Raw genomic sequence first — 18,462 nt, 5'->3', positions numbered from 1 at the left:
CCCATTTTTGAACTTAAAAACAAAATGGTCTAAAATTCCACGAACCTGAGCCTATTTGGAGGAGAACGTGGGAAAGAGAGTGGTCCTTGCCTACTCTGGAGGACTTGATACTTCAGTAATCGTTAGGTGGTTAACAGACAGAGGTTACGAAGTAATCACTTACACAGCAGACGTTGGGCAGGGAGAGGAGCTAACTGAGATTCCGGAAAAAGCTAAGGCCTCTGGAGCAGTTGAGGCAATAGTTGACGACATAAAAGAGGAGTTTGCAAGGGAGTACTGTGTGCCCCTTATGAGGGCAGGAGCTCTCTACGAGGGCAAGTACACTCTCATTAGTGCCCTCTCAAGGCCTTTAATTGCCAAGAAGTTGGTAGAGGTTGCCCACAAGGTAGGAGCCGACTACGTTGCCCACGGCTCAACTGGAAAGGGAAACGACCAGGTAAGGTTTGAGGCTTCCGTTTGGGCTTTAGACCCGGACATTGAAGTCTTAGCTCCAGTAAGGGAGTGGGAGTTTAAGTCAAGGGAAGAGGAGATAGAGTACGCCCAGAAGCACGGAATTCCCGTTGTCGCAACAAAGGAGAAACCCTACTCCTACGACAGGAACCTTTGGGGAGTTGCTATTGAGGCCGGTCCACTTGAAGACCCTTACACTGAACCCCCAGAGGACGCCTTCGTTTTAACAGTTTCTCCGGAAAGAGCTCCAGATACCCCTGAATACGTTGAGATAGAGTTTGAAGAGGGAACCCCCGTTGCCGTTAACGGGAAGAGGTATGAGGAACTCTGGAGGCTCATCTGGGACTTAAACGAGATTGTAGGTAAGCACGGCTATGGCCGTATAGACATGGTTGAGAACAGGCTCGTTGGAATTAAGTCAAGGGAGGTCTACGAGTCCCCTGCAGGTCTCCTTCTAATCAGGGCTTACGATGAGCTTGAGAGCTTAGTTCTTGACAGGTTCACATACCACTACAAGCAGAGCCACGTTAAACACCCATACGCAGAGGCCGTTTACGAGGCCCTGTGGTTTACTCCGTTAAGGGAAGCCTTAGATGCATTTAACAACGAGATTGCAAAGTCGGTTACAGGAACCGTGAGGTTTAAGCTCTACAAGGGAAGCGCTCAGGTTGTAGGTAGGAAATCTCCTAACTCCCTTTACTCTGAGGACTTGGCTACTTACAGCCCGAAAGACGCATTTGACCATAAAGCAGGAGCGGCCTTTACAAAAGTGTGGAGCCTGCCGCTGAAAGTTATGGGAAGAGTCAGGAAGAAAGGAGGGGAAAGATGAAATACCAGCTTGAGAAACAGGGAGACGTAATTTACAGGCTTACTATTGAAGGGGAGCCTGAAGAGGTAAAGAGAGAGGTGGAAACAGTTTGTAGGGAAATCGGAAAGAGGGCTAAAGTCCCTGGGTTCAGGCCTGGGAAGGCTCCAGCTTCCGTTATTAAGAAGTTTTACGAGGACGACATAAAGGGAGCTCTCCTAAGGAGCTACATTCCTGTTAAACTTGCGGAGGTCGTTGATAAGGAGAACCTGAAGCTCATCAGCGACCCGGCCGTTGAGTCCTACGACTTAGACCTTAATAATAACGAGCTAAAAGTTGTTCTTCTCCTTGAGGTTAAGCCCGAGATAGACCTTAAGCTGGAGGACTATAAGGGAATAAAGGTCAAGAGGGTTAAGAGGGAGCTCTCTGAAAAAGACGTTGAGAAGGTCATTGAAGGACTCAGGAACCAAGCTGCAACCTGGGAGGAGGTTGACAGAGAGGTAAAAGAGGGAGACTTAGTTGACATTGAGTATGAAACCCAAGTTGAGGGAGACGAGAACGTTCACAAAGGAAGTGTCTCCGTCATTTTGGGTCAGAACCAGCTCTGGCCTGAGGTTGAGAAAGAGGTCCTCGGTAAGAAAGCTGGAGAGGAAGGAGAGGTTGAGTTTACAGCTCCTGAGGACGAAAAATATGGAGAGGCAAAGGGTAAGAAAGTAAAGGTTAAGTTTAAGGTCAAGTCCGTTAAGGAGAAAAAACTTCCTGAGGTAGACGACGAGTTTGCCAAAAGGTTTGGATTTGAAAACCTTGAGGACATGAAGAAGAAGATAATGGAAGACCTTGAGACTGCCGAGACCATAAGGGAACAGGAAGAGGTAGAAGACCAAATTGTTGAGGAACTCCTCAAGAAAGTAAGTGTTCCTGTTCCCCCTTCAATGCTTGATCTTGAGATTAGGGCACAGGCCCAGAACCAGATTAACAGGCTTGCTCAGATCGGCGTGAACGTTCAGCAGCTGAACCCTGAAGCTATCGTTGAGATGGTTAGGCCAGCTGCGGAGAAGACCGTTAGGGTTAAGCTTCTCCTTGAGAAGGTTGCAGAGCTTGAGGGGATAGAGGTTACAGACGAAGACCTTGATAAGGAGATCCAAAAACTCGCAGATGCAGCCTTTGGTGGAGACTACGTTCAGGCAAGGCAGTCCCTTGAAGAGAAGGGGCTTGTTGAGATGGTTAAGCAAGACATTTTGAGACAGAAGGCCTTAGACAGGCTCATTGAGCTTGCAGAGATTGAAGAGGTAATGGCCTCTGAAGAAGAGAAGAAAGCGGAAGAAACTGAAAAGTCAGAAGAAAAGGAAGAGGGTTAACCTTCCTCTCCCCCCTTCTGGGGGGAGTATTTATCAAGCCTGTATCTAAATTCTCTGAGGGTAAGTCCTAACAGTTTGGCAGCCTTAGTCTTCTTCCCTCCGGCCAACTCAAGGGCTTTAAACAGGTATTCCTTCTCAATCTGGGAAAGGAGCTCTTTTAAGTTTATCCCCTCTTCAGGTATCTCAACCTCTTTTAAATTCTCCTTTTCACCTGTAGAAGAGTAGCCGCTTCCCAGTATTTCACCTTCGGAGAGGATTACCTCCCTCTCAACGATGTTCCGGAGCTCCCTCACGTTCCCCTCAAGGGGCAGGCTCATCAGGTAGTTTATAAACCCTTTTGATATTCTCCTTATCTCCTTTCCGTATTTCTTTCCGAACTCCCTTGCGAAGAACTCAACCAAGAGGGGTATGTCCTCCCTCCTCTCCCTCAGTGGGGGAACTTCAATGACTATCGTTGCAAGCCTGTAGTAGAGGTCTTCCCTGAAGTTTCCTTTCTTAATCTCTTCCTTCAGGTTCTTGTTAGTTGCAGCAACCACTCGAACGTCAACTTCCTTCTCCTCCGTTGAGCCTAAGGGAATAAACCTTTTGGTTTCAAGGAACCTTAAGAGCTTTGCCTGAAGAGAGAGAGGCATGTCTCCAATCTCGTCTAAAAAGAGAGTTCCGCCGTTTGCCTTCTCAATTAAACCTTTCTTGTCTGAAACTGCTCCTGTAAATGCCCCTTTCTTGTAGCCGAAGAGCTCGCTCTCAAGGAGCTCCGGCGGTAGCGCCGCACAGTTTATTGCAACGAAAGAACTTTTCCTCCGGGGGCTTAAAGTGTGAATGGCCTTGGCTACGAGTTCTTTTCCGCTACCGCTTTCCCCTAAAATCAGAACGTTTACGTCGTACGGGGCAACCTTTTTTATCGTCTCTTTCAGTTTCTCAACGGCTTTAGACTTCCCGATTATCTCCGGTATTTCCTGGGTCTGCTTCCGTTTAAGTTTTATTTTGTCTGTAACATTTCTCAATATCAGCTTCAAGTCCTCTAACTTGAAGGGCTTTTCTACGTAGTCGTAGACTCCTAAATCAAAGGCCTCTTTTATGGTCTCAGTTGACGCGAAGGCCGTTATGATTATCACTTCCGTTTCAGGTTTTTCCTTCTTAACCTTTCTAACGAGCTCCATTCCGGAGCCGTCGGGAAGCCTAAGGTCTGCCAGTATTAGGTCGTATTCTTCCTGCCCGACTTTCTCCATTCCCTCTTTCAGGTTTTCAGCCTCGTCTATTTCGTAATCAAACTCTGAGAGGACTATTGAGAGTATCTCCCTCAGAGAACTCTCGTCTTCAAGGATTAGAGCTCTCATCTTCCGGCTCCTTAGGTACTCTTAAGGTAAACGAAGCTCCTCCAAGAGAACTTCTCTTTATGAAGACAAACCCGCCGTGCTCAACTGCAAACTTCTTTACGACTGAAAGCCCAAGGCCAGAACCGTCCTTCCTCTTTGAGAAGAAGGGCTCAAAGACCCTCTCCCATTCATCTTCGGGTATTCCGGGGCCATCGTCTTCAACGGTTATCTCAACCCAGCCGTTTTTCTCCCTTAAAGATACCCTTACCTTTTTTTCTGCCCAGTAGACTGCGTTCCTTATCAGGTTGTCAACTGCAGAGAGAAAACTTTTAGGTTCAACTGTCGCCTCTACCTCTTCCCCTTCAACTGTGCACTCCTTTTCGTTGAACTTCCTACACACCTCTTCAACAAGGCTTTTTATGTTTACTTTCGTCTTTTCAGCCGGTATAGGTCTTGCTATATTGAGGAAGTTTTTAATTATTGAGTCGAGTCTCTCTGTTTCGTCTAAAACAATTTTTAGTAACCTTTCGTTTCTGTGGCCTTCCTTAAGGAGCTCCACTGCTCCCTTTATTGAGGCCAGCGGGTTTTTTAGCTCGTGGGCAAGGTTTGCGCTTATCTCGTAGAGCCTCTTGTAGAAGGCTGTTTCCTCTTGGAGTTTCTTTAGCTCAGACAGGTAGTTCTCCTGACTTTCAAGCTTTTCCTTTATCTTCTGACCCAAAACGGTGATGAGGATAAGCCCCGTTCCGTTGAGGAAGAACTGGATTAGGTTCTCAATACTGAAACTGCCGGAGCTGAAAGCAAAGTAGATGAGCTGTAAGAAAAGGGCTACGACCATTGCCGCTAAGCTCTGTTCCCTGTTGAGGAAAAGTGACGCAAAGAGAATGGGAAAGAGGAGAAATATTGAGAAGAATCCGTAGGAGAAGGCTCCTTTTATCACCAGCAGAAACAGAAATAGCTCGTCTAACAGGAACTCAAAGAGGAGAGCTCTCTTCCCCGTTACAAATAGAACTGTGCTTACAACTGTGTAGATGGCAAGGACAACGAGGGAGTACTTGTCAATAATTGCTCTGTTTATTGAGTAGATGGAGAGCAATAGAACCAAGAGGCCGGCGGAGAAGGAGAGCCGGCCAACTTTGTATATGAGCTGAAGTTTCTCAAACGGAGAGCTAACCCTGTAGTCCAAGCTCCTTCTCTAAAGCAGTTTCATAGATTCCTTTTATCTCTTTAACGGAAAGGTTTACGAGCTCTTTTCCTCTGTGTCTGATGATACCTCTTTCTCCCGATACCCTTCCTATAACCTTTGCAGGAACGGTTTTCTTCTCAAAGAAATCTAAAACCTCGTTAACCTTTTCCGGAGAGACCGAAATTACTACTTTGCTCTGGTCTTCACCGAAGAGCAGGAAGTCGCTCCTTATCTCGTCGTCAAGTTCAACCTCAAATCCTAACTCCCTCTCAAAAGAGGACTCAAACAGGTTAACTGCCAGTCCTCCTTCGGAAACGTCGTGGGCGTGTTTTATCACTCCATTTGAGATGGCTTCAAGGAGAGATCTCTGAAGTGTCCTCTCAAAGGCAAGGTCTATGCTCTGACCAGTTCCTTTAAACTCACCTATCCTTAACTTCTGATACTCTGAGCCTGAAACGTTTCCGGTGTTCTCTCCCAGCAGGATAATAACGTCTCCCTCGTCTTTAAAGTAAGAGGTCATTCTCTTCTCTACGTCCTCAAGGACTCCGACGCAGACGACAGTCGGAGTCGGGAAGACAGCCCTCTTTCCCTCCTCTGTCTTTGTCTCATTGTAGAAGCTCACGTTTCCGCTTACTACTGGGGTCTCTAAAACCCTGCAGGCGTCTGCCATTCCGTCGGTTGCCTTAACAAACTGCCACATAATCTCCGGGTCTTCGGGGCTTCCAAAGTTCAAACAGTCTGTAATAGCCCTGGGGAGAGCTCCGGAACATGCAACGTTCCTTGCCGCCTCTGCAACGGCGATCTTCCCTCCCTCGTAAGGGTTCAGGTAACAGTATCGTGAGTTACAGTCGCTGCTTATGGCGATTCCTCTCCTTGTTCCCTTAACCCTTAAAACGGCTGCGTCTGAGCCAGGATAAACGACAGTGTTTATCTGAACCATGTGGTCGTACTGCTCCCAGATCCACCTCTTGCTGGCAATCGTCGGGGAGGAGAGGAGCTCCTTTACAACTTTGTTGTAGTCTTCAGGTTCAGGGATCGTGTTCTGGTCATAGTTCCTGTTTTCCAGGATATACTTGGGAACTCTAAACTGACGATAGTAAACGGGAGCTTCGTCGGTTAAGGCTTTGATGGGGAGCTCTGCAACAACATTTCCGTGCCAGTAGAGTTTTAGGACGGGTTCTTCAATAACCTCTCCTATTACTGTTGCGTCAAGCCCCCACTTTCTAAAGACCTCCATAATCTCATTTTCCTTTCCCCTTTCACATACGACCAACATCCTCTCCTGAGACTCTGAGAGCATTATTTCGTATGGAGTCATTCCCTCTTCCCTCGTGGGAACTTTGTCTAAGTAGAGAACGACTCCAACCCCTCCACGGGAAGCCATCTCAACGGAAGAGGAGGTTAATCCCGCAGCTCCCATGTCCTGAATGGCAACGATTCCCTCCTTCTCCATTGCCTCAAGACAGGCTTCTATGAGAAGTTTTTCCATAAACGGGTCGCCTACCTGAACATTTACCTTTTTCTCAACTTCCTCCTCAGAAGAGAACTCCTCGGAGGCCATAGTAGCTCCGTGGATTCCATCCCTTCCAGTTTTCGCTCCAACGTAGATAACGGGATTTCCGACCCCTGCAGCCCTTGCGTAGAAGATCTTGTCCTTCTTTACAATTCCCAGGGCGAAGGCATTTACCAGCGGGTTCGTTTGGTAACAGGAGTCAAAGTAGACCTCTCCGCCGACAGTCGGGACTCCGACGCAGTTTCCGTAGTGGCTTATCCCTGAAACGACCCCTTTCGTTACGTACCTCATCTTAGGGTCGTGAAGCTCTCCAAACCTTAAAGAGTCCATACAGGCAACAGGCCTTGCACCCATCGTAAAGACGTCCCTCAGTATTCCCCCAACTCCCGTTGCTGCTCCGTGGAACGGCTCAATGTAAGAGGGGTGATTGTGGGATTCAACCTTAAAGGCTGCGCAGGTTTGGGTTTCCTCGTCAACCATTATGATTCCTGCGTTCTCTCCAGGTCCCTGAACAACCCAGGGGGCTTCCGTTGGGAATTTCTTAAGGTGTGGCCTTGAGGACTTGTATGAGCAGTGTTCAGACCACATCGCAGAGAATATTCCGAGCTCAACCAAGTTCGGTTCTCTTCCAAGGAGCTCCACTATCCTCTCATACTCTTCCCAAGTAACGTGCTGCTCTATAACCTTCCTGTCCATTAATACTCCCCAAAACTGTTGTGTTAACGTATTATACGATTGAATTTGAGAGGCTTTAAACTTAAATTCTCCACTAGAAAAAGCACAGGAGGGAGTGATGGCAGTAGTAGGATTTGCAAAGCTTGAAGCTCTTATGAGGAAAGCTGCAGGTCTTGACATTGACAAGAACAAGGCCAAGGAGATTACAGACATCGTAGAGAAGAAGCTCTACGACCTTCTCCTTATCGGAGAGAGGAACGCAAAGTTCAACAACAGAGAGGTTATCTGGGAGTGTGACGTTCCTCTTACAAAGGGTTTCTTTGAGTCTATGCAGAAGTTTAGAGAGCTTGAGGAGGAGCTCCCGCTCCAAGACGTTTTAGACTTCCTCGCAACAAAGCCGCCCCTTAAGTACCCTCTTGAGGCCGAGCTTGAGAAGAGACTACCAGAAATAGTTGGAACGCTCCTCTACATCCTTGCAAGGATTATGAAAGAGGTTGACCCGGCTTGCAGACAGCCTTCAAGTGAGGACATTGAAAGGGCTGTAAGAATTTTAGACCTTACCATGTAGTTCTTGGGGGAGCTCTCCCCCAATTATTTAAGGAGGCCGTGTTGGAAAAACCGACTTTAGACATGACCCTAAAGGAGTGTTTAGATAAGTTTCCGCAGCTAAAAAATAAACTCTACGAGCTAATAGAGGAGTGTATATATTGTGAAGGCTTCAAGGAGGAAACCCTAAGAGAAGTATTTGAAGCTCACCGTTTAGACCCAGAAAAGGCAATTAAGGAGCTTGAGGGAGCTCTGGAGGGGTAATGGAATTTCCCTACTACTCGGCAGTAAAGACTGTTGCAGAGCTTATGTGCTGCAGTGCAATAACGGCTCCAAAGGGAAAGGGGATAAACCTTCTTTACACCAAAATTTTTGAAGGCGAAGAAAAGGAAAAAGTATCTGACTTAATGGAGAAAATCGGAAAGGAGAAAGGAATTCCCTTCTTCGTAAGGGATGCAAAGAACGTAAGGGATTCGTTACTCGTTGTCTTCATAGGGACGGAGGTTAAGCCGAGGGGAGTGCCGTTTTGCGGTTTCTGTGGTTTTGAAAACTGCGAAAAGTCTGCTGCAGCTGGGGCTTACTGTGCCTATGCAGTTGGAGACTTGGGTATAGCCATAGGTTCGGCCGTAAAGTTGGCTTCAGAGAACAATTTAGACAACAGAGTAATGTTCTCTTTTGGGAAGGCGGCTATCATCGGAGGGTTCGTTCCGGGTAAAATAAAGCTTGGCTACGGAATACCCCTTTCCGTTTCCGGTAAAAACATATTCTTTGACAGGAAGCCTTAATGGAAAACATAGCTTGGATAGTTGTTCCTTCCGGAGAGACCATTACTACCGTAGCTGCTCCCGTATCTTCACTAATTGAAAACAGAGACCTCTTAAAGAAAAAACCCCTCTGGATACACTTTAGGCGTTTGGACGAGGCTGTAGAGGAGCTCCTGTCAGAGGAGTTTAGCGTAAACGAGCTTTCCATAGAGGACTGTAAGTCGGAGGCAAGGTCTAAAGCAGAGTTCTTTGAAGATTATCTCTTTATGCTTCTCATCTACTTTGACGGAGGCATAAGCCGGCAGAAGAAACTCTGTCTTTTCTGGGGAGAGGACTTTGTCCTGACGATTGGAAGTCGGAGGCTCTTTGAGGAGGCAAAGAAAGATTTAATGCTTGAGGAAGAGCCTTTTGAAGAGGGAGTAGAGAAGATAGTTTGGATAATATCTTCCTTGATAACCGATAAATTTAAATACGTTACAGATCTTTTAGAAGACCAATCAGACGAGATAGAAGCAAAGGTCTTTAAGGAGCAGAGCCCGGAGCTCCTTGAGGACATCTCAGACCTCTCATACGAGATTCTGGCTTTAAGGAGAACTCTCAAACAGATAAGAGAAACCTACCGGTTTGCCATGTCCTTCTCAGGGAAGTTTGCAAATCCCGAAAACGTCCACTACTTCAGAGACCTTTTAGATGAAATCAGCATCCTCTATGACAGGGCTGAAACACTACATGAGTTTATTCAGAACGTCTTAAACGTCTTCTCCTCACTTGTTAACTTTAAGCTCAACGACATAATGAAAACCCTAACCATTTTCGTTGCCGTTCTTGAACCTATTATGTTCGTTACCTCTTACTACGGAATGAACGTTCAAAACCTTCCCTTAGCCTCAAATCCCTACGGAGTAGTTATTATATCCTTCTTTATGCTTCTTATCAGCTTGAGTCTTCTCTACTACTTTAGGCGGAAAAACTGGATTTAGGGAGAGCTTTGAAAGTTCTTGTCTACCAGACTGCCTTTTTGGGAGACCTTATTCTCACCTCTCCACTTTTAAAGTCAATTTACAAAACTTTTGGCTGTCAGGTTTATCTCGTTTTGAGAAAAGGTTTTGAAGAGGTTTTTAAAGGTTTTGACTTCATAAAACCGATTCCCGTTTCTAAGCCCTCTCCCTTCTCCCTCTCCAAAATTTTAAGGAGTTATTCGTTTGACGTTGCCCTTTCCCCCCACCGTTCCCACAGAGCTTCAATTACCCTCTTCCTCTCTCAAATTCCAAAGAGAATAGGATTTGACAGGGCGGGTTTTTCTTTCCTCTATACAGATACAGTTCCCCACCGTTTTAAGGAAGGCCTTCACGAAATTGAAAGGAACCTTTCACTTTTAAAGCCTTTGGAAAAGAAATTTCCTGTAGTTTACGACAGTGAACCGGAGCTCCCCGTTAAAGAAGAAGAGGTTGAAACAACCCTTCGGAAATTTGACCTGAAAAAACCCTACATAGTTGTAGCTCCCGGCTCTGTATGGCCTACTAAAGCGTGGCTTCCGGAATACTATGGCAAGGTAATAAAACATTTCTACAAAAAGGGTTATGGGCTTGTAATAGTCGGTTCAAGGTCTGATTACCCTTACTGTGAAAAGGCTTGGGAATCTTCTGGAAAGGTGGCTCTTAACCTCTGCGGAAAAACCACCTTGAGGGAGTTCTTCGCAGTTATAAAGGGAGCCGAGCTTGTCATTTCCAACGATTCCTCTCCCGTTCATGTCGCCGTCTCTGTAAAAACTCCGGTTGTTGAAATTTACGGGGCCACGGTTCCTGCTTTCGGCTTTTTCCCCTATGGCAAGGGTGATGTTGTAGAGCTGAAAAAACTTAAGTGTCGCCCCTGCGGTCTTCACGGCGGGAAAGCGTGTCCTGAAGGCCACTTCAGATGTATGGTAGACCTTAAACCGGAGCTTGTGATAGAGAAAGCAGATAGACTTTTATCGGCCACTTAAAAGGTGGTATATTTCCTTCACCTAAACAACTGATACGGGAGGCAGTTAAATGAACGTTAGAGTAACTCCGCTTGATACCCAGCCTGTAAACGTTCAGGAGATTGAAATCGTTGAAAGGAAAGGGCTGGGACATCCCGATACGATCTGCGATGCCCTTGCCGAGAAGCTCTCTGCGGAACTCTGTAAGTTCTACTACGAAAAATTTGGATTTGTTCTCCACCACAACGTAGACAAGAACCTTCTTGTTGGAGGTAGTGCCCTCCCGAAGTTTGGAGGAGGAGAGATAAAAGAGTCTATAGAGATATTCCTCTCAGGTAGAGCGATAAAGGAGTATAAGGGAGTAAAAATTCCTGTTGACGAAGTAGCTGTTGAGAGCGCCAAGGAGTGGTTAAAAGAAAACATACACGCCATAGACCCAGAGAAGCACGTCAGGATTTATACATACATAAGGCCGGGTTCCGTTGACCTTGTTGACATATACATGAGGCAGCTGAAGGAGGGATTGCCCCTTTCAAACGATACTTCCTTCGGCGTCGGATATGCTCCTTTTGACGACCTTGAGAGCGTCGTTTACCACATTGAGAAGAGGCTTAATGACAAGGAGTTTAAGAAAGTTCACCCAGAAGTCGGAGAAGACATTAAGGTAATGGGCGTTAGAATCGGAGAGAAGATAAAGATAACAATTGCCTGTGCCTTTGTAGACAGGTTTGTTAAAGACATTGACGACTACGTAGAGAAAAGAGAAAACGTGAGAAAGACAGCTTTAGACGTTGCCAAGAGGTTTACAAACAGAGAAGTTGAGGTTGATATAAACACCGGTGACGATATAGAGAATGCAAACGTTTACATTACAGTTACCGGAACTTCTGCGGAGGCAGGAGACGACGGAGAAGTTGGAAGAGGAAACAGAGTAAACGGCCTCATTACTCCTTACAGGCCTATGAGCCTTGAGGCTGCAGCAGGTAAAAATCCAATAACCCACGTTGGAAAGCTCTACAACATAACGGCCAACGAAATAGCAAGAGAGGTTGTAAAAGGAGTTCCGGAGATTGAAGAAGCTTACGTATACATGGTTAGTCAGATAGGGAAGCCTGTAAATCAGCCTTTAGCTGTTGACGTGAAAGTGAGGAGCTCCCAGCCTGTTGAGTCTTTCCAGCCTAAGCTGGAAGTCATCGTTAACGAAAAGCTCTCTGAAATGAAAGACATCTGGAGAAGACTTGTAAACGGAGAGATAACGGTTTACTAACCCCTTTCGGCGGGAGCTCCACTCCCGCCTTTAAATCCCACTTGTTCAGATAAAACGCAGTATGAGGTGCTGGTTTAATTATTTATGTTAGTAGTTTAGATTTTCTTGTTAAATAGGCTGTTATTTTTTTTGTTCCTGTAAGTAGGGCTTTGGCCGAACAGCTCTTTTTCTATCTCTTCAAAGAAAGAGAGTCCATTGGTAATGAGAGCAGTTATGGATGCGTTGAGCTTTTGTATCTCTAAAAGGAGCTCCCTTTCCATTTCAACCTTTTCCTTTTCAAAGGAGGAGATTTTTAGAAGGAGCTCCTTTTTCTCCTCCTGAACTTTTTCAAACCTATCCACGTCTTTCAAAGGAAAGGAGAGGAGGAGCTCCCTCTCTTCTTCTAATAAGCTTTTTAACTCTAAGAGTAGTTTTTTTAGTTCCATAACTAATCTAATAACATCCTAATGTTGTTCAGTATTTCTCTCTGTCTCTCTACAACATACCTGTGTAGTAAGTTTCTGTTGTAGCTATCCAAATTAATAAACTTTATTCCAACTATTTTGTCCTTCCCAGTATCCTCAACGTGTCTAACCTCTGCAGGGATTTGGAAACGACCGTAGGGAAATTCAACTTCAACATTTATCTTGTCTCCAACCTTAAAATGGTCTACAACAGTTCTGAATCCTATACCCATCTCAGATACATCCTTTATTCTATACTCTTTTGGTCTTTCACTTTTACCAATCACTCTTAGCTTTATAGGTAGTTTCTCAGAAACCGTAACTCTTGGAAATTCCCTTCTAAACCTTGGTTCGTCAAAAGGTCTAAAGTGCGTTGTTTCTATAAACTTGTCGTTGTAGTAGGTAACGTCTGCAACGAGAGGTCTTTTCTTGTTATAAGCTGGGTCGTGGAAAAAGGTATAAACCCTGCCGAAGTTACTTATGGCAAGGTTAAGCTTTGGGTTACTTTCCCACTGGATAGAGTTTTCCTCTATAGCAAGGGGTTTAATCTTTGCTTTTATAGGGAGTTCCTCGTAGAAACTTATGAGCTCTATAGGTTCCTTTTTGTCTATAATATCTTGAAACCACTTCTCTATTCTCTTATTCACGTTCACTTCTAAAATCCCCCTTTCTATTAAGAGAGTCTTGCCAAATTTTACACTATTGCCTAAATTAGGATACCGTCAATTCGGGGCATAGCTCAGCTTGGTTAGAGCGCGTGCCTTGGGAGCACGAGGTCGCCCGTTCAAATCGGGCTGCCCCGACCATTTTCTTATAATCCTTCCTTTTGGGCCCGTAGCTCAGCTGGATAGAGCAACGGACTTCTAATCCGTAGGTCGGAGGTTCGAATCCTCCCGGGCCCGCCATTTGAGAATCTTCCTTCTCTGTAAAAGCTTGAAATAAAGAATTCCAATGTATTCTCTGAAACCATTTAAGGAATCTTGAAGAAAGTCAACCCTTGGTATGAAGGAGAACCAGCCATATCCTGTTCTGTAAACCCTGTAGTCTGCAGGAATTGGCGTTACTTTAAATCCTACCTTTTTGAATATCGTTACGCTTCTTGGCATATGGTAGGCAGAGGTAACGAGGCATATATCTTTAACTCCTTTTTTTCTGAGTAATTTGTATGAAAAGAGTCCGTTTTCTAGTGTATTTCTGCTTTTTTTCTCTTTCACTATTTCGTTTGCCGGAACACCTATGGTTTCTAAAAACCTTGCCATCGCTTCAGCTTCGCTCTCGCTATCTTTCCTGAAGACTTTTCCACCGGAAACTAAGATGGGGAGCCCCTTTTCCTTATAAAGCTTAAAAGCCTCGTAGAGCCTTTTGGCAACATCTGGTCTTACAGATGCCTTCCCGTTCTCTGCTGGGGAATGTGGAATTTCGCCTCCTCCTAAAACTATAATGTAACTACAGTTGACTTTGGTAAGCTCCGGGTAAGGGTAGGCGTTCTCAAGTGGAGAGAGTATCAGGTCTTTACCCGGTTCTGTTGAGATAAAGTAGATAAAGAAAAGCGTAAGAGAGAGGAGAAAAGTGCCGATTTTGTGTTTTTTTAAAAGGAAAAGCAAAAGGGAAAGGGAGAGGAGGAGGATGAAAAGGCCGGGAGGAACTGTAAAAGCGCCAATGGTTTTTGAGAGGGTAAAGAGCATTTTCCGTTAGCTACTCTTTACTGTAACGTTTTCCGGTTTTATTTTGGCAAAGCGCCTCTTACCTACCTGAAGAATGACTTCACCTTTTAAAACGTCTATCTTAACCTGGTCGTCTGTAACTTTTTTACCGTTTACCCTTACGCCTCCTCCTTTTATCTGGCGTCTTCCCTCGCTTGTTGAAGAAACGAGTCCCGCTTCTTTTAAAAGTCTTGGAAGCCAAACTGGATTTTCAGGAACTTTTACCTTGGGCTCTGGGAGGTTTTCGGGGAGCTCCCTCCTTGAAAAGACTTTCTCAAAGTGTTCCCTTGCCTTCTTTGCTGCCTCTTCTCCGTGGAAGGTTTTAACTATCGTCTCAGCAAGTTTTTTCTTCGCTTCCATCGGATGGAGCCTTCCTTCCTTAACTGCTTTCTCCATCTCCTCTATCTCTTCTTCAGGGACTCTCGTAACCAGCCTGTAGTAGCGCCACATCAGTTCGTCTGAAATCCTCATAACTTTTCCAAACTGTTCCTCAGGGGGCTCTAAGATTCCTATGTAGTTGCCCAAAGACTTACTCATCTTTTGAACGCCATCTAAACCTTCAAGGATGGGCATCATTATGCAGACCTGCTCTTCCTGCCCAAACTCCCTCTGAAGATGTCTTCCTACCAGAAGGTTGAACTTCTGATCTGTTCCCCCGAGCTCAACGTCTGCCTTGAGCTCAACTGAGTCGTAACCCTGAAGGAGAGGGTAGATGAACTCGTGGATGTGGATAGGCCTTCCTTCTCTAAAGCGCTTTGAGAAGTCGTCCCTCTCAAGCATTCTGGCAACTGTGTATTTTGAGGTGAGTTTTATAAGGTCTGCAGCCGTCATTGAGCCGAGCCACTCGCTGTTGAAAACGACTACAGTTTTCTCAGGATCAAGTATCTTAAAGACCTGCTGGGCGTAAGTTTCTGCGTTTTTGAGGACTTGCTCCCTCGTCAGCGGTGGCCTCGTTTCATTCTTTCCAGTTGGATCTCCTATCATTGCAGTAAAGTCACCTATGAGAAAGTAAACCTCGTGGCCAAGCTCCTGAAAATCCCTCAGTTTCCACAGTAGAACTGTATGACCAAGGTGTAGGTCGGGAGCCGTTGGGTCAAATCCTGCTTTTACTCTTAACTCCCTTCCGCTCTTTAGTTTCTCTAAGAGCTCTTCCTCGTTTATTATCTCAGCAGTTCCTCTCTTTATGACTTTCAGCTGCTCTTCCGGTTTCATCTTCTCCTTCTCCGTTAAGTATTATCTCCATTGCGGTTTCATCGCAGTTGGGAAATTTAACACAGTTTATGCAGTCCCTCCAGATTTTCTGGGGTAGGAGCTCCTTGTCTATCACTCTAAATCCTAACTTCTTGAAAAATTCAACCTGGTATGTAAGGGTGAAAACCCTGTTTATTCCAAGCTCCTGTGCTTCTTTTAAGGCAGTTTTGACGAGGGAGCTCCCTATTCCCTTCCTCGTGTACTGAGGAGATACTGCTAAAGACCTAACCTCTGCCAAATTCTCCCAGAAAACTGTTAAGGCACATACTCCAAGAACTTTACCGTTCTCTTCGTAAACCCAGAAGTCCCGTATGTTCTCGTAAATACTGTGAATAGTTCTGGGAAGCATAAGGCCTAATTTTGCGTACTCGTTTATTAGGAACTGTATTTCCTCAGCATCTTTTATTTTTGCCTTTCTGATAGTTCCCCTCAATTATTCCTCTCCCATTCTTAAAACTTTAACGGGGTCGGTCTTTGCAGCCTTAAGAGCCGGGTAAATAGTTGCTCCAACGCTTATTAAAATAGCAGAAACGGCGGCTATTAAGCATTCTAACGGGTGGAGTTTAAAAGGCAAGTGGTCTATGTAGTAAACGTCTGGTGGAAGCGGAATTAGCTTGAACTTTTCCCCTAAGAGTGAGACGGAGATTCCTATAATTTCTCCAATAATTGTGCCGATTAGTCCTATTATGAATCCCTGAAATACAAAAATCTTTAAAATAAATTCGTTAAAAGCACCTACAGTTTTTAAAATTGCTATATCTTTTGCTCTTGAGTTTACGTTCATCATTAAAAGACTTGAGATATTAAAAGAAGCAACTATAACGATAAGCGTCAGTATTAAGAACATAGCCAGTTTTTCCAGTTTAAGTGCCGAGAAAAGACTTTTATTCAGTGAAATCCAGTCTTCAGCAGTGTAATTTTTCCCTAAATTTTTTTCTATTTCCTTTTCTACCCTTTTAACGTTCTCAAGTTTATTAACTTTAACCATTATTCCCGTTGCTACGTCTCCGAAACCGAAGTCTTTCTGAACCGTTTTGAAGTGTGCAAGGATGAGCGACGAGTCAAACTGATACATTCCGACTTCAAAAATTCCAACAACCGTGTAGGCTACGCTCCTGGGGATTATTCCAAAAGGGGTTTTCCTTCCAATTGGAGATATCAGTTTTATCTTATCTCCAAGGGTTATTCCAAGGTTATCTGCAAGCTGTTTCCCGATTACAACTCCCCTTTCGCTTCTCTTAAAGATTTCCCAGTCTCCGAGTATCAGGTGTTTTGGAATGGTTGTAACGGAAGGTTCTTTTTCCGGAATGCACCCTCTTAGTGAACCGCTTGACGCCGATGAGACAGAGTTGCTTGCCACCATTACGGGAACGTAGATGAAAGGTTCAGTTCCAACTACGTGCTTTAGCTTCCTTATCTTCCTCTCTGCGTAATCGTAACGGTAAAACGGGCGGCCGTCGTTTCTCATTACGATGATGTCTGCGTTTGCAGAGAGGAGCCTCTCCTTTATTGCGTCCTGAAATCCCGTCATTACAGAGTTAACGATGATGAGGGCGGCAACGCCGACGACCACCCCCAAAACGGCTATGATAAACGCAAAAGAGAGGTAGCCCTTACGGAGCTTGATTCCCCGAAGGGCTAACCACCTTAGAAGCGGGTTCATTCTTTTTTCTTCTCCGGTTCAATTTCGCAGATCTCCTCTCCGCACCTCTTTTCGGGACGGAGTTGAGGGAAGAGGAGAACTTCTCTGATGGAGTCTTGGTTTGTGAAGAGCATCACGAGCCTGTCTATTCCGATTCCCTCTCCGGCAGTCGGCGGCATTCCGTGTTCTAAGGCTGTTATGAAGTCTGCGTCGTACTCCATAGCCTCTTCGTCTCCTTTGGCCTTCTCCTCAAGCTGCTGTTTGAACCTCTCTTCCTGCTCTTTCGGGTTGTTGAGCTCTGTATAGGCGTTTGCGATTTCCCTTCCGAACACAAAGAGCTCAAACCTCTCAACGAGCTCCGGGTTCCCTCTCTTTTCCTTTGCCAGTGGGGAGATGGCCTTTGGGAAGTCTATAACGAAGGTTGGCTGAATCAGTTCAGGCTCAACTAAGGCCTCAAAGAGCTCCTGAACTCTCTTAAAGTGGGAAAGTTCCTCTGCCCTCTCTATTCCCACCTCTTTTGCCACCTTTAGAACTTTCTCCTCGTCGTGAAGGAGCTCTTCTTCAGAAAGCCCCGTCTTCTTTGAGAGCTCCCCAAGGTATGAGATCCTCCTGAAGGGCCTCTTGAAGGAAAGTTTTGTTCCCTGGTACTCAATCTCGCGGATGCCCTTTCCGAATATTTCATCTAAGAGGAACTCAAAGAGTTCCTCCGTCATTTCCATAAGGTCGTTGTAGTCGGCGTAGGCCATGTACCACTCAACCATGGTGAATTCCGGGTTGTGGCGGGTAGATATTCCCTCGTTCCTGAAGTTCTTTCCGAGCTCGTAAACCCTCTCAAATCCTCCGACTAAGAGTCTTTTTAGGTAGAGTTCCGGTGCAATCCGTAGGTAAACATTTATGTCAAGTGCGTTGTAGTGAGTAATGAACGGTTTTGCGGCAGCTCCGGAGGCGATGGGCTGGAGTATTGGGGTCTCAACCTCCATGAACCCTCTGCTGTCTAAGAACTCCCTTATTTTCTTTATTACCTTTGTTCTTACTCTGAATATCTCCCTAACTTCTGGGTTTACAATTAGGTCTAAATACCTCTGGCGATAGCGTTTCTCCGTATCCTTCAGTCCGTGCCATTTCTCAGGTAGCGGCCTTAAAGACTTTGTAAGTAGAGTGAGCTCCTTAACCTCTAACGTGAGCTCTCCCGTCCTCGTTCTGAAGAGAGTCCCTCTAACTCCTACGATGTCTCCGATGTCTATGAGCTTTTTAAACACCTGATTGTAAAAGTCAGCTCCAACCGTATCCCTTCTTATGTAACACTGGATCCTGCCGGACTCATCCTGAATGTGGAAGAAGGCGGCTTTACCCATAATCCTCATAGACATAATTCGGCCGGCCAGTGAGAACTCCTCTTTTGGGAGCTCCTCTTTCTCCCTCTCCTCTTCACTCTTTGTTTTTCCAAACTTCTCTAAGAGCTCTCCCGCCTTTGCGTTTACCTCGTATCTGTAGGCGTAAGGTTCAAATCCCAGCTCTCTTATCTTCTCAACCTTCTCCTTTCTCTGCTCTAAAATCTTTTCCTCTGCCATACTCCTCTCCTTTAT

At 45.4% G+C, this 18,462-nt stretch carries 18 protein-coding genes and 2 tRNA genes; 10 read left to right on the top strand and 10 right to left on the bottom strand.

Annotated features, from left to right (window positions below; all coding sequences use genetic code 11):
• Nucleotides 1-67: 67 nt before the first annotated feature.
• Nucleotides 68-1,279, top strand: a complete 1,212-nt coding sequence (locus ACZ424_RS04055) for an argininosuccinate synthase (protein ID WP_464903731.1) — start codon at nt 68-70, stop codon at nt 1,277-1,279.
• Nucleotides 1,276-2,613: a trigger factor gene (gene tig, locus ACZ424_RS04050; RefSeq protein WP_464903730.1), complete on the top strand. Its 1,338-nt coding sequence runs from the start codon at nt 1,276-1,278 to the stop codon at nt 2,611-2,613. Before ACZ424_RS04055 ends, tig begins: the two co-directional genes overlap by 4 nt.
• Here tig and ACZ424_RS04045 read toward each other — a convergent pair.
• The 3 genes from ACZ424_RS04045 to purL are packed head-to-tail and all read right to left on the bottom strand — an operon-like array spanning nt 2,610 to nt 7,321.
• Nucleotides 2,610-3,950 (bottom strand): sigma-54-dependent transcriptional regulator, encoded by a 1,341-nt coding sequence (locus tag ACZ424_RS04045; protein ID WP_464903729.1) that lies wholly within the window; start codon nt 3,948-3,950, stop codon nt 2,610-2,612. The two genes, tig and ACZ424_RS04045, sit on opposite strands and share 4 nt — an antisense overlap.
• Complete coding sequence (locus ACZ424_RS04040) at nt 3,931-5,112, bottom strand: sensor histidine kinase (protein ID WP_464903728.1); 1,182 nt, start codon at nt 5,110-5,112, stop codon at nt 3,931-3,933. Before ACZ424_RS04040 ends, ACZ424_RS04045 begins: the two co-directional genes overlap by 20 nt.
• On the bottom strand, nt 5,096-7,321 hold the full coding sequence (purL, locus tag ACZ424_RS04035; protein WP_464903727.1) for a phosphoribosylformylglycinamidine synthase subunit PurL: 2,226 nt from the start codon (nt 7,319-7,321) through the stop codon (nt 5,096-5,098). Before purL ends, ACZ424_RS04040 begins: the two co-directional genes overlap by 17 nt.
• Nucleotides 7,322-7,418: 97 nt before the next feature.
• Between purL and ACZ424_RS04030 the strand changes: the two genes are divergently transcribed.
• The 6 genes from ACZ424_RS04030 to ACZ424_RS04005 are packed head-to-tail and all read left to right on the top strand — an operon-like array spanning nt 7,419 to nt 11,837.
• The gene (locus tag ACZ424_RS04030) at nt 7,419-7,868 is read left to right on the top strand and encodes a DUF1931 family protein (RefSeq protein ID WP_464903726.1); all 450 of its coding nucleotides are present in this window, start codon (nt 7,419-7,421) and stop codon (nt 7,866-7,868) included.
• 41 nt (nt 7,869-7,909) lie between these two features.
• A complete protein-coding gene (locus tag ACZ424_RS04025) occupies nt 7,910-8,110 on the top strand; it encodes a hypothetical protein (protein WP_464903725.1) in 201 nt (66 codons plus the stop codon).
• Entirely contained in the window at nt 8,110-8,631 is a 522-nt protein-coding gene (locus ACZ424_RS04020) for a ferredoxin domain-containing protein (protein WP_464903724.1), read from the top strand. Before ACZ424_RS04025 ends, ACZ424_RS04020 begins: the two co-directional genes overlap by 1 nt.
• Nucleotides 8,631-9,590, top strand: a complete 960-nt coding sequence (locus tag ACZ424_RS04015; protein WP_464903723.1) for a magnesium transporter CorA family protein — start codon at nt 8,631-8,633, stop codon at nt 9,588-9,590. Before ACZ424_RS04020 ends, ACZ424_RS04015 begins: the two co-directional genes overlap by 1 nt.
• Before the next feature lie 8 nt (nt 9,591-9,598).
• A complete protein-coding gene (locus ACZ424_RS04010; RefSeq protein ID WP_464903722.1) occupies nt 9,599-10,591 on the top strand; it encodes a glycosyltransferase family 9 protein in 993 nt (330 codons plus the stop codon).
• Nucleotides 10,592-10,640: 49 nt separating this feature from the next.
• A complete protein-coding gene (locus ACZ424_RS04005; RefSeq protein WP_464903721.1) occupies nt 10,641-11,837 on the top strand; it encodes a methionine adenosyltransferase in 1,197 nt (398 codons plus the stop codon).
• A 95-nt stretch (nt 11,838-11,932) separates the two neighbouring features.
• On the opposite strand, the gene ACZ424_RS04000 is transcribed toward ACZ424_RS04005, so the two are convergent.
• Both ACZ424_RS04000 and ACZ424_RS03995 read right to left on the bottom strand, forming a co-directional pair.
• A complete protein-coding gene (locus tag ACZ424_RS04000; protein ID WP_464903720.1) occupies nt 11,933-12,262 on the bottom strand; it encodes a hypothetical protein in 330 nt (109 codons plus the stop codon).
• Nucleotides 12,263-12,264: 2 nt separating this feature from the next.
• The gene (locus tag ACZ424_RS03995) at nt 12,265-12,933 is read right to left on the bottom strand and encodes a flagellar brake protein (protein WP_464903719.1); all 669 of its coding nucleotides are present in this window, start codon (nt 12,931-12,933) and stop codon (nt 12,265-12,267) included.
• 75 nt (nt 12,934-13,008) lie between these two features.
• On the opposite strand from ACZ424_RS03995, the gene ACZ424_RS03990 reads away from it, so the two are divergent.
• Both ACZ424_RS03990 and ACZ424_RS03985 read left to right on the top strand, forming a co-directional pair.
• A tRNA-Pro gene (locus tag ACZ424_RS03990) sits at nt 13,009-13,086 on the top strand.
• Between the two features lie 22 nt (nt 13,087-13,108).
• Nucleotides 13,109-13,185: transfer RNA gene (locus ACZ424_RS03985), tRNA-Arg, on the top strand.
• On the opposite strand, the gene ACZ424_RS03980 is transcribed toward ACZ424_RS03985, so the two are convergent.
• The 5 genes from ACZ424_RS03980 to lysS are packed head-to-tail and all read right to left on the bottom strand — an operon-like array spanning nt 13,144 to nt 18,447.
• Nucleotides 13,144-13,965 carry a YdcF family protein gene (locus ACZ424_RS03980; RefSeq protein WP_464905209.1) on the bottom strand — a complete coding sequence of 274 codons (822 nt, stop codon included), beginning with the start codon at nt 13,963-13,965 and terminating at the stop codon, nt 13,144-13,146. The two genes, ACZ424_RS03985 and ACZ424_RS03980, sit on opposite strands and share 42 nt — an antisense overlap.
• 6 nt (nt 13,966-13,971) lie before the next feature.
• The gene (gene tyrS, locus ACZ424_RS03975; protein ID WP_464903718.1) at nt 13,972-15,195 is read right to left on the bottom strand and encodes a tyrosine--tRNA ligase; all 1,224 of its coding nucleotides are present in this window, start codon (nt 15,193-15,195) and stop codon (nt 13,972-13,974) included.
• Nucleotides 15,149-15,667 carry an N-acetyltransferase gene (locus tag ACZ424_RS03970; protein ID WP_464903717.1) on the bottom strand — a complete coding sequence of 173 codons (519 nt, stop codon included), beginning with the start codon at nt 15,665-15,667 and terminating at the stop codon, nt 15,149-15,151. The genes tyrS and ACZ424_RS03970 overlap by 47 nt, the downstream gene beginning before the upstream one ends.
• Entirely contained in the window at nt 15,668-16,897 is a 1,230-nt protein-coding gene (locus ACZ424_RS03965; RefSeq protein WP_464903716.1) for an ABC transporter permease, read from the bottom strand.
• Nucleotides 16,894-18,447 carry a lysine--tRNA ligase gene (lysS, locus tag ACZ424_RS03960; protein WP_464903715.1) on the bottom strand — a complete coding sequence of 518 codons (1,554 nt, stop codon included), beginning with the start codon at nt 18,445-18,447 and terminating at the stop codon, nt 16,894-16,896. Before lysS ends, ACZ424_RS03965 begins: the two co-directional genes overlap by 4 nt.
• Nucleotides 18,448-18,462 lie beyond the last annotated feature (15 nt).

The organism is Thermovibrio ruber, from assembly GCF_055380895.1.
Note: the sequence above shows the minus strand (reverse complement) of the source record. Positions and strands in the feature narration are given on the sequence as shown.

Excerpts from the sequence above, each read along its gene's own strand:
- tig (WP_464903730.1), top strand. The coding sequence starts at position 1,276 with ATGAAATACCAGCTTGAGAAACAGGGAGACGTAATTTACAGGCTTACT.
- ACZ424_RS04045 (WP_464903729.1), bottom strand. The coding sequence starts at position 3,950 with ATGAGAGCTCTAATCCTTGAAGACGAGAGTTCTCTGAGGGAGATACTC.
- purL (WP_464903727.1), bottom strand. The coding sequence starts at position 7,321 with ATGGACAGGAAGGTTATAGAGCAGCACGTTACTTGGGAAGAGTATGAG.
- ACZ424_RS04030 (WP_464903726.1), top strand. The coding sequence starts at position 7,419 with ATGGCAGTAGTAGGATTTGCAAAGCTTGAAGCTCTTATGAGGAAAGCT.
- ACZ424_RS04020 (WP_464903724.1), top strand. The coding sequence starts at position 8,110 with ATGGAATTTCCCTACTACTCGGCAGTAAAGACTGTTGCAGAGCTTATG.
- ACZ424_RS04015 (WP_464903723.1), top strand. The coding sequence starts at position 8,631 with ATGGAAAACATAGCTTGGATAGTTGTTCCTTCCGGAGAGACCATTACT.
- ACZ424_RS04005 (WP_464903721.1), top strand. The coding sequence starts at position 10,641 with ATGAACGTTAGAGTAACTCCGCTTGATACCCAGCCTGTAAACGTTCAG.
- ACZ424_RS04000 (WP_464903720.1), bottom strand. The coding sequence starts at position 12,262 with ATGGAACTAAAAAAACTACTCTTAGAGTTAAAAAGCTTATTAGAAGAA.
- ACZ424_RS03980 (WP_464905209.1), bottom strand. The coding sequence starts at position 13,965 with ATGCTCTTTACCCTCTCAAAAACCATTGGCGCTTTTACAGTTCCTCCC.
- tyrS (WP_464903718.1), bottom strand. The coding sequence starts at position 15,195 with ATGAAACCGGAAGAGCAGCTGAAAGTCATAAAGAGAGGAACTGCTGAG.
- ACZ424_RS03965 (WP_464903716.1), bottom strand. The coding sequence starts at position 16,897 with ATGAACCCGCTTCTAAGGTGGTTAGCCCTTCGGGGAATCAAGCTCCGT.
- lysS (WP_464903715.1), bottom strand. The coding sequence starts at position 18,447 with ATGGCAGAGGAAAAGATTTTAGAGCAGAGAAAGGAGAAGGTTGAGAAG.